This is a genomic window from Chromobacterium sp. CCUG 76385 (assembly GCF_059916625.1).
The window spans coordinates 18,853-28,493 of the sequence record NZ_JAUCGU010000043.1 but is presented as its reverse complement, the minus strand read 5'-3'; the positions used below and the strand labels follow the sequence as shown (position 1 = coordinate 28,493).

Annotated in this window: 8 protein-coding genes; 2 read left to right on the top strand and 6 right to left on the bottom strand. The window is 62.6% G+C overall.

The window, feature by feature from the left end; all coding sequences use genetic code 11:
* Positions 1-283: 283 nt before the first annotated feature.
* From QUG01_RS18610 to QUG01_RS18585, 6 genes are all read right to left on the bottom strand, one after another.
* On the bottom strand, positions 284-2,593 hold the full coding sequence (locus QUG01_RS18610; protein WP_500831383.1) for a Tex family protein: 2,310 nt from the start codon (positions 2,591-2,593) through the stop codon (positions 284-286).
* Between the two features lie 59 nt (positions 2,594-2,652).
* Positions 2,653-3,009 (bottom strand): SpoIIAA family protein, encoded by a 357-nt coding sequence (locus QUG01_RS18605; protein WP_500831382.1) that lies wholly within the window; start codon positions 3,007-3,009, stop codon positions 2,653-2,655.
* Between the two features lie 46 nt (positions 3,010-3,055).
* Positions 3,056-3,868, bottom strand: coding sequence for a DMT family transporter (locus QUG01_RS18600; RefSeq protein ID WP_500831385.1), 813 nt, complete (start codon positions 3,866-3,868; stop codon positions 3,056-3,058).
* An 82-nt stretch (positions 3,869-3,950) separates the two neighbouring features.
* Complete coding sequence (locus QUG01_RS18595) at positions 3,951-4,478, bottom strand: hypothetical protein (RefSeq protein ID WP_500831381.1); 528 nt, start codon at positions 4,476-4,478, stop codon at positions 3,951-3,953.
* 73 nt (positions 4,479-4,551) lie between these two features.
* Positions 4,552-5,661, bottom strand: coding sequence for an aromatic ring-hydroxylating oxygenase subunit alpha (locus tag QUG01_RS18590; RefSeq protein ID WP_043627845.1), 1,110 nt, complete (start codon positions 5,659-5,661; stop codon positions 4,552-4,554).
* Positions 5,662-5,929: 268 nt separating this feature from the next.
* The gene (locus QUG01_RS18585) at positions 5,930-6,265 is read right to left on the bottom strand and encodes a hypothetical protein (RefSeq protein ID WP_500831380.1); all 336 of its coding nucleotides are present in this window, start codon (positions 6,263-6,265) and stop codon (positions 5,930-5,932) included.
* A gap of 18 nt (positions 6,266-6,283) precedes the next feature.
* On the opposite strand from QUG01_RS18585, the gene QUG01_RS18580 reads away from it, so the two are divergent.
* On the top strand, positions 6,284-7,477 hold the full coding sequence (locus QUG01_RS18580) for an acetate kinase (RefSeq protein WP_500831384.1): 1,194 nt from the start codon (positions 6,284-6,286) through the stop codon (positions 7,475-7,477).
* An 18-nt stretch (positions 7,478-7,495) separates the two neighbouring features.
* Positions 7,496-9,574 carry a phosphate acetyltransferase gene (gene pta / locus QUG01_RS18575; RefSeq protein ID WP_500831379.1) on the top strand — a complete coding sequence of 693 codons (2,079 nt, stop codon included), beginning with the start codon at positions 7,496-7,498 and terminating at the stop codon, positions 9,572-9,574.
* Positions 9,575-9,641 lie beyond the last annotated feature (67 nt).

Below are 9,641 nucleotides of genomic sequence, written 5' to 3'. Positions count from 1 at the left end.
TCGCACCGGAAACCGTTTTGTTTCCGCTGTTTCGTTCGCTGCGTCAGCTGAGGAGGCGAACTATACGCCCGGGCCTGAACCTCGTCAACACCTTTTGCGAGAAAAAGTGAGCAACGGCGGGCCTACCAGCCTGAAAATCCACGCAAGTGACTGATGGAAAACACGATATGAAAAAAGACTTTTTGCAGCACGCCCCGGCCGCGCCGCCCAAACCGCCCACGCGCCATGAAAAACGGGCCGGCATTGCTGCCGGCCCGCGCCCAAAACCTATATATAGCTGGGATCAGTTCTTACGCAGTTTGGCGAACGCCGCCGCCATCGCGGTATCGCCGATAGGCGCGCTCTGCTGGCCGCGCTGACGCTGGCCTCCGGACGGACGGGCATCGCTGCGCGGCCCACGAGACGCCGTCGCGCCCACTTCGTCATCCAGACGCATGGTCAGCGCGATGCGCTTGCGCGCCACATCCACTTCCAGCACTTTGACCTTGACGACATCGCCTGCCTTGACCACCTTGCGCGGATCGTCGATGAATTTATTGGACAGCGCCGAGATGTGAACCAGCCCATCCTGGTGCACGCCGATATCGACGAAGGCGCCGAAGTTGGCGACGTTGGTGACCACGCCCTCCAACACCATGCCGGGCTGCAGGTGCTTGATGTCCTCGACGCCGTCCTGGAAGGTGGCGGTCTTGAACTCGGGACGCGGATCGCGGCCCGGCTTGTCCAGCTCTTTCAGGATGTCCATCACCGTCGGCAAACCGAAGCGCTCGTCGGTATAGTCAGTGGCGCGCACCGACTTGAGGAAGGCGGAATCGCCGATCAGCGACTTCACCTCGCGGCCCGCCTTGAGCACAATCTTTTCCACCACCGGGTAGGCTTCCGGGTGGACCGACGACGCATCCAGCGGGTTGTCGCCGCCGGAAATGCGCAGGAAGCCCGCCGCCTGCTCGAAGGTCTTTTCGCCCAGGCGCGGCACTTTCAGCAATTGCTTGCGGTTGCGGAAGGCGCCGTTCTGGTCGCGGTAGGACACGATATTGGACGCCAGCGTGGCATTCAGGCCGGAAATCCGGGTCAGCAGCGGCACCGAGGCGGTGTTGACGTCCACGCCCACGGCGTTGACGCAATCCTCCACCACGCCGTCCAGCGCGCGCGCCAGCTGGCTCTGATTGACGTCGTGCTGATATTGGCCGACGCCGATGGACTTGGGTTCAATCTTGACCAGTTCGGCCAGCGGATCTTGCAGGCGGCGGGCGATGGATACGGCGCCGCGCAGGCTGACATCCAGATCCGGGAATTCCTTGGCCGCCAGTTCGGACGCGGAATACACCGAAGCGCCCGCCTCCGACACCACGATCTTGGTCATGGACAGCTGCGGGAAGGCGCGGATCAGCTCCTGCGCCAGCCTGTCGGTCTCGCGGCTGGCTGTGCCGTTGCCAATGGCGATCAGGTCCACCTTGTGGCGGGCGCACAGCGCGCCGAGGATGGCGATGGACTTGTCCCACTCGCGGCGCGGCTCATGCGGATAGATGGTGGCGGTTTCCAGCAGCTTGCCGGTGCCATCCACTACCGCCACCTTGCAGCCGGTGCGCAGCCCGGGGTCCAGGCCCAGTGTGGCGCGCTGGCCGGCCGGGGCGGCCAGCAGCAGGTCATGCAGATTGGCGGCGAATACCTTGATCGCCTCGGCATCGGCCGCTTCTTTCAGCCGCGACACCAGTTCCAGCTCCAGCGACAGGAAGATCTTGGCGCGCCAGCACAGGCGCACGCCGTCGAGCAGCCACTTGTCGGCGGCGCGGCCGGCATCCTGGATGCCGAAACGGGCGGCGATCAACTGTTCGTAAGCGGAGCGCTCGGTAATCGGCGTTTCGTCCGGCTGGTATTTCAGCGCGACATTCAACACGCCCTCGTTGCGGCCGCGCAGCAGCGCCAAGGCGCGGTGCGAGGGAATGGCCTTGATCGATTCGCGATGGTCGAAGTAATCGGAGAACTTGGCGCCTTCCGTTTCCTTGCCGGCCACCACGGACGCGGCCAGTTCGCCTTCGTTCCATAGCTTCTCGCGCAACTGGCCCAGTAGCTCGGCATCTTCGGCAAAACGCTCGATCAGGATGGCGCGCGCGCCGTCGAGCGCGGCCTTGGCGTCCGCGACGCCGGCTTCGGCGTTGACATAGGTTTCGGCCAGCGCGTTCGGGTCTTGCGAGGGATCGGCCAGCAGGCTGTCGGCCAGCGGCTCCAGCCCGGCTTCGCGGGCGATCTGCGCCTTGGTGCGGCGCTTGGGCTTGTAGGGGAGATACAGGTCTTCCAGCGTGGTCTTGTTGTCGCTGGCGTAGAGGGCGGCTTCCAGTTCTGGGGTGAGCTTGCCCTGCTCGGTGATGCTCTTGAGGATGCTGTCGCGGCGCTCATCCAGCTCGCGCAGATATACCAGCCGTTCGGCCAAGGTGCGCAACTGGGTATCGTCCAGACCGCCGGTGACTTCCTTGCGGTAACGGGCGATGAAGGGAACGGTGGCGCCGCCATCGATCAGCTCGATGGTGGCCGCCACCTGGGATTCGCGGACGGCAAGCTCAGCCGCCAGGCGGCTGGAAAGGCTTTTCAGCATCGGTTTTTATTCTTTCGCGTCGAACAAAAAACGCTACTGTACCGCCATCCGCCGCAAAATCAAGCCGCGACGGGGCGCGCCAGCCAGGCCTGCGCCTCTTCTATCAATTCGAAATACTGGACATGGGTGTGCGATAGCAGGCCGGCGATATGGGTGGCGAGCCGAATCCAGACATCGCCCACCACAATGGCCACGCGCCCCACCTTGCCCTCATGCGCGCGCATGAACTTCACCTCTTCCAGCGCCATGTCCAGCGTAAAGTCCTTCAACTCGGACAAGTCCAGCAGCATGTCCGGCTTCTCGCGCTCGTCCAGCCGCTTGAGCAAGGCCTGCTCCAGCAACTGGAAATCGGCCAGCGTGAACTCGTTGAACAAGGCGACATCCAGACCGTAGTCCTGCTCACGGATTGAGATCATGTATTGCTCCCTTCCTTTGTATCGCGATGACCGCTTTGACTGTATTTTAGCGCCGGCTGGCCAACATGCCGCTGACGACGATCAAGCCCATCGCCAGCAGCGAATCGACCGTCAGCACATCACCCCATACCAGCGCGCCCAACAAACTGGAAAACACCACGGTCAGATAGGACAGATTGGCCGCCGTAAGCTTGCTCCCCACCTTGTACGCCCGCGTCATCGCCAGCTGCGCCATGGTGGCGGTGACGCCCACGCCCAGCAGCAGCCACGCATTATCCCATGTCACCGCATGCCAGCGCTCCAGACACATCAACAACAGGCCGCCGACAGTGGAAATCAGGGCGAAATAGAACACCACCCGCCACTCCGCCTCGCCCTGCCGCCCCAGCTCGCGCACATGCAGATAAGACCAGCCGGCCAGAAAGCCGGACACCAGGCCCATCAGTCCGGCAAACCACACGTCGCCGGACAGGGTGGGCCTGAGCAGCAACACCACGCCGGCAAAACCCAGCGCCAGGCCCAACATGGCCCGCGCCGGCAGCTTCTCCCGCAGCAGCACGACCGACAACAGCGCCAGGAACATCGGCGAGGTATAGGTCAGGGTCGATGCCATCGCCAAAGGCAGATGCGCGATGGCGTAGAACGACATCAACAAGGAAACATAGCCGATCACGCCGCGCTGCAGATGGTAGCGCAACAAGGGCGTGGCGAAACGCTCGCCTCGCCACCAAGCCGCCCCGCCCAGCGCCAGCGCGCCGATCAAGGTGCGCCAGAACACCAGTTCGGTGGACGAGAAAGACTCAGCCCCCAACTTGACGAACAAGCCCATCAAGGCGAAAAAAACCGCCGCCACCACCATCCAGCCAGAACCCAGCCGGAAACCCGCCAACCTGCTACTCACTACCAATTTTCTTGACCTTTACCACTTGAAACTTAAGGAACTACTTCTTGCCCACCGCGACGCTGAGGCAAATCGTCTCCATCTGCCGCCGGTAAGTGCGGAATTCCGATGCATTGGCGGCGCAGCGCGCCTCAAGCAAGCGAGTCTTGTCCACCAACTGAACCACCTGCAGATTGTGCCGCACAATCCACAATCGATTGGAAACGAAACGGCCATCGCGATACTCCGTCACCAGCCGGCCGGTCTTCTGATTGAGGCGGACGAAGTTGGCGGCCTCGCGATCGCCGTCATTCTCGCGGAATCCGGCCGCCAGCCGGCTCAATGTTTCCCCGCGACGCGGCTTGCGCAAGCCTATCTGCACATCGATCGCCGCCCGCTCGCGCTGATCCGCCTTCGGCGGGATCACCCGCAGCACGCGCGCGCCGCTGACCATGCTGGGCCGCACTTTCCAGCCGGCCGGCAAGGTGAAGCGGATCTTGCTGACAGGGTCGGCATAGCTGGCGGCCAGGGTCAGCTGGCTGATCAGCAGCAGCGCCGCCAGCGCCGCCATGCGGAAAATAGAAAGCATTGTGTAACCGGAATGTCGATAAAAAAAGGCGCGGAACCCCGCGCCTGCGCATTATGGCATTCAACTTGCCACTTTAACCAGCCAATGCCGAAGCCATCTTGCGGCGATAGTATTCGTGGAAGTGCTGCATGCCTTCCTCGGTCGGCGACTGATACGGACCCACCTCGCTGACGCCCGCCATCCACAAGGCCTTGCGGCCTTCGTGCATGCGGATGCAGATTTCGTCGTCTTCCTTGGCGGTTTCGAAGTAGGCGGCCTGTTCGGCCTCGATGAATTCCGGCTCGAACCACACCACGTCTTCCGGGTAGTAGAACTCGGTAATGACCGTGCACTTCTCCGGACCGCGCGGGATCACCACGCTGACCACCAGCACATGCGGATACCACTCCACCATGATGTTGGGGTAGTAGGTCAGCCAGATGGCGCCGAACTCCGGCTGCTGCTCCTCGTAGCGGCGGCGCACTTCCTCATGCCACTTGCCGTACACCTTGGAGCCGGCTCGCGCCAGGCGGTTCTTCACGCCCACGGTCTGCACGTGGTAGCTGTCTCCCCACTCCCATTTCAGATCATCGCAATTGACGAAATTGCCGAGACCGGGATGGAAGGGATCGACGTGATAATCCTCGGAATACACTTCAATGAAAGTCTTCCAGTTGAAGTCGTACTCGGTGGTATGCGTGGAGTGGAAGGCATAGCCGTCGAAGGTCATGTGCTTGGCCACGCCCAGTCGGGCAAGGTCGGCAGCCACATTGCGGCGGGCATCGAACAACAGGCCGTTCCAGCGCGTGAGCTCGGTCTGGCCGAGGTTCAGGCACGGCGTTTCCGGGAAATGCGGCGCGCCAACCAGTTTGCCTTCGGCGTCGTAGGTCCAACCGTGCAGATTGCACACGATATGGTTGCCGTTGCCGCGGCCTTTATAGATCACGGCCTGGCGATGGCGGCAGACGTTGGAGATCAGCTTGATCTCGCCGTCCACATTCTTGAGCATCTTGCCATGCCCCAACCAGTCCAGCGTATGATAATCGCCCGCATTGGGCACCATCAGTTCGTGGCCATAGTACTGAGGCGCATCTGCGAACAGCAGCGCTTGCTCCCTGGCATAGAACGCGGGATCGAAATAGGTATAGACGGGTAGCTGGGCTGCGGATGCTTGAAGCAGTTGAGCAGAAGCCAGATCAGACATTATTCCCACACCTCCGTGGAAGAAGATATAAGACCAGCCGAATCTCGCTCAGGACGAGTTTGCGGGACTATCAAAAACAATCAATCAAAACAAGGCCGAACCTTGTATCACGAGGGCGGAATTATGCCCGCCCCCCACCCCCGGGGCAAGCGTTAATTCTTTGTGACAATCTGTCCGAAGCCCCTCACTGTGGCAAGATATCCACCGATACCCTGCTTGTGGCAAACAAACCGCCTGTCAGTTAATTAAAATCAAAGACTTGTCAATTTCAATGCAGTGCAACATTAGAATCTGATGATTTGTAGTGATATACTACGGTCAATATTGTTGCTACATCGACTGCCCTACTCATCGCGCCTGGCTTGCAGCCGGCCCGCAAGCCCGCTGAAAAGCAGGCTAAATCCTTGATAAGACAGCGCAGACAGCATGATGGCCGTCTGCTGCCGATCGTAACAACAAGCTGGCCAAACTGGCCGACATGCGCTACCACACGGTTAAGACGCCGAGCGCGCCGCGCCATGACGCGCCGGCAGCGATCAGGCAGCAAATCGGCGGCAAGCGCATCGCAGTGGATTTTTTCACCGATTTTCTCCATTTTTTTCAAATTTACATGTCCAAACCTATGAATTCCAGCATCCTAGTCATCAATTGCGGCAGTTCCTCCCTGAAATTCGCGCTGATCGACAGCGCCAGCCACGACGCCATCATGACCGGCCTGGCGGAGAAGCTGGGTCTGGCCGACGCCTGCATCACCTTCAAGCATGACGGCGAGAAGCAAACCGCCCTGCTGTCCGCGCCGGACCACGCCGCGGCCATGCACGCCATCATCGAGAAACTGCAGCAAGTGTCGCTGCTGGACAGCGTGAAAGCCATCGGCCACCGCGTGGTTCATGGCGGCGAACACTTCAAGCAATCCGCCCTGCTCGACGAAGCCGCCATCAGCGAAATCGAACGCTGCATCAAGCTGGCGCCGCTGCACAACCCGGCGCACATCCTGGGCATGCGCACCGCGATCAAGGAATTCCCGAGCCTGCCGCAAGTGGCCGTGTTCGACACCTCCTTCCACCAGACCATGCCGGAAAAGGCCTACCTGTACGCCGTGCCGATGAAGCTGTATCGCGAGAACAGCCTGCGCCGCTACGGCATGCACGGCACCAGCTACCGCTTTGTGGCTGAAGAAGCCGCCAAGATGCTGGACAAGCCGCTGGAAGACAGCTGCCTGGTGATCGCCCACCTCGGCAACGGCGCGTCGATCTCCGCCATCCGCAACGGCAAGTGCGCCGACACCTCCATGGGCCTGACCCCGCTGGAAGGCCTGGTGATGGGCACCCGCTCCGGCGACATCGACCCCAGCGTGTTCAGCTACCTGGCCGCCGAACGCGGCATGGACATCCAGGCCATCACCAATCTGCTGAACAAGGAATCCGGCCTCTTGGGCCTGTCCGAACTGTCCAACGACTGCCGCGAACTGGAAGAAGCCGCCGCCAAGGGCCACGAAGGCGCCAAGCGCGCGCTGGAAGTGTTCGCCTACCGTCTGGCCAAGTACGTTGCCTCGATGACCGTCGGCGCCGGCCGTCTGGACGCCCTGGTATTCACCGGCGGCATCGGCGAGAACTCGTCCTTCCTGCGCGGCGAAGTCATCAAGCAGCTGGGCTTCCTGGGCCTGAAGCTGGACGATGCCGCCAACGCCGCCTGCACCCGCGGCAACGCCGGCCGCATCACCACCGCCGACTCCGTGCCGGCCCTGGTGATCAACACCAACGAAGAACTGATGATCGCCATGGATACCGCCAAGCTGGCGGGCCTGGCCAACTAAGCCGGCCGAGGAAACATCATGCAAACGTTTTTCCTTGCTCCCACCGGCTTCAATGCCGGCCTGACTTCGGTCTCGCTGGGCGCGGTGCGCACGCTGGAACAAGCCGGCCTGCGCGTCGGCTTCCTAAAGCCCATCGCTCAAGGCACCGACGACAACGGCGTGGAACGCTCCACCCATTTCGCCCAGGCCATCTGCCGCCTGAACGCGCCGCAACCGATCAGCATGGACCGCGTCGAGTACCTGCTGTCGCAAGGCCAGGTCGACCAGCTGATGGAAGAAGTGGTCAGCCTGTACCAGCAAGTGGCGCAGAATGTGGACGTGGTGATCGTGGAAGGCCTGGTGCCGGACCAAAAGCAGGTCTTCTCCACTTTCCTGAACACCAAGATCGCTCGCAACCTGCAGGCGCAGACCCTGCTGGTCTGCTCCGCCAAGGACCTGGGCGTGGCGGAAATCGCCGAGCAGCTGGAAATGAGCATCCAGGCCTTTGGCGGCCAGCATGTCGCCGGATACATTCTCAACCACGTGCTGCCGGACGTCGACTGCGCCAAGCTGGCGCATGACGTGCAGGACGCGCGCAGCCTGAAGAAGGCCGGCCTGCCCCTGTTGGGCGTCATCCCGTATCAACCGGAGCTGCTGGCGCCGCGCACCCACGACGTGGCCCGCCATCTGAACGCCAGCGTGGTGCACGCCGGCCAGCAAACCAGCCGCCGCGTGCGCAGCATGGTCGTGGCCGCCCGCACCGCGCCGAACATCGTCAATCTGTTGAAGCCGGGCGCGCTGATCATCACTCCGGGCGAACGCGAAGACGTGGTCATGGCCACGTCGATGGCCGCGATGAACGGCGTGCCGCTGGCCGGCCTGCTGCTGACCTGCGACTCCGAACCGGACCCGCGCATCCAGCAATTGTGCCAGCAAGCCTTCACCGGCGGCCTGCCGGTGCTGGCCACCTCGCTCAACTCGATGGAAACCGCCAGCGCGCTGAACGCGATGAGCCGTCAAGTGCCGTCCGATGACCTGGAGCGCATGGAGAAGGTCATCGACTTCATCGCCGAGCATCTGGACGCGTCGCCGCTGAAGCAGAGCGTCGGCGAGCCGCGCGAAGTGCGCCTGCCGCCGCCGGCCTTCCGCTACCAGCTGATGGAAAAGGCGCGCAAGGCCAACAAGCGCATCGTGCTGCCGGAAGGCAACGAGCCGCGCACCATCCAGGCCGCCGCCATCTGCCACGAAAAGGGCATCGCCCGCTGCGTGCTCCTGGGCAACCGCGCCGAAATCCTGCAAGTGGCCGAATCCCAGGGCGTGACGCTGCCTGCCTCGGTGGAAATCCTGGATCCGAACCAGATCCGCGGCCGCTACATCGAGCCCATGGTCGAGCTGCGCAAAGGCAAGGGCCTGAACGCGCCGATGGCCGAGCAGCAACTGGAAGACACCGTGGTGCTGGGCACCATGATGCTGGCGATGAACGAAGTGGACGGCCTGGTCTCCGGCGCGGTTCACACCACCGCCAACACCATCCGTCCGGCGCTGCAGCTGATCAAGACCGCCCCGGGCTCCAGCATCGTGTCGTCGGTATTCTTCATGCTGATGCCGGAACAGGTGTACGTGTACGGCGACTGCGCGGTGAATCCGGATCCGAGCGCCGAGCAGTTGGCGGACATCGCCATCCAGTCGGCGGACTCCGCCACCGCCTTCGGCATCACGCCGCGCGTAGCCATGATCTCCTACTCCACCGGTTCTTCCGGCAGCGGCAGCGACGTGGAAAAAGTCCGCGAAGCCACCCGCATCGCCCGCGAGAAGCGTCCGGACCTGCTGATCGACGGCCCGATGCAGTATGACGCGGCCTCGGTGGAATCCGTCGGCCGCCAAAAGGCCCCGGACAGCCAGGTTGCCGGCCGCGCCACCGTGTTCGTGTTCCCGGACCTGAACACCGGCAACACCACCTACAAGGCGGTGCAGCGCTCCGCCAACGTGGTATCGGTGGGCCCGATGCTGCAAGGCCTGCGCAAGCCGGTCAACGACCTGTCGCGCGGCGCGCTGGTGGACGACATCGTCTACACCATCGCCCTGACCGCGTTGCAGGCGGAGCAGACGCCGGCCTGATCCCGATCAGCCTGCGACAGCAAAGCCAAACGCCCGCCCCTTTTAGGCGGGCGTTTTCATTCATTGC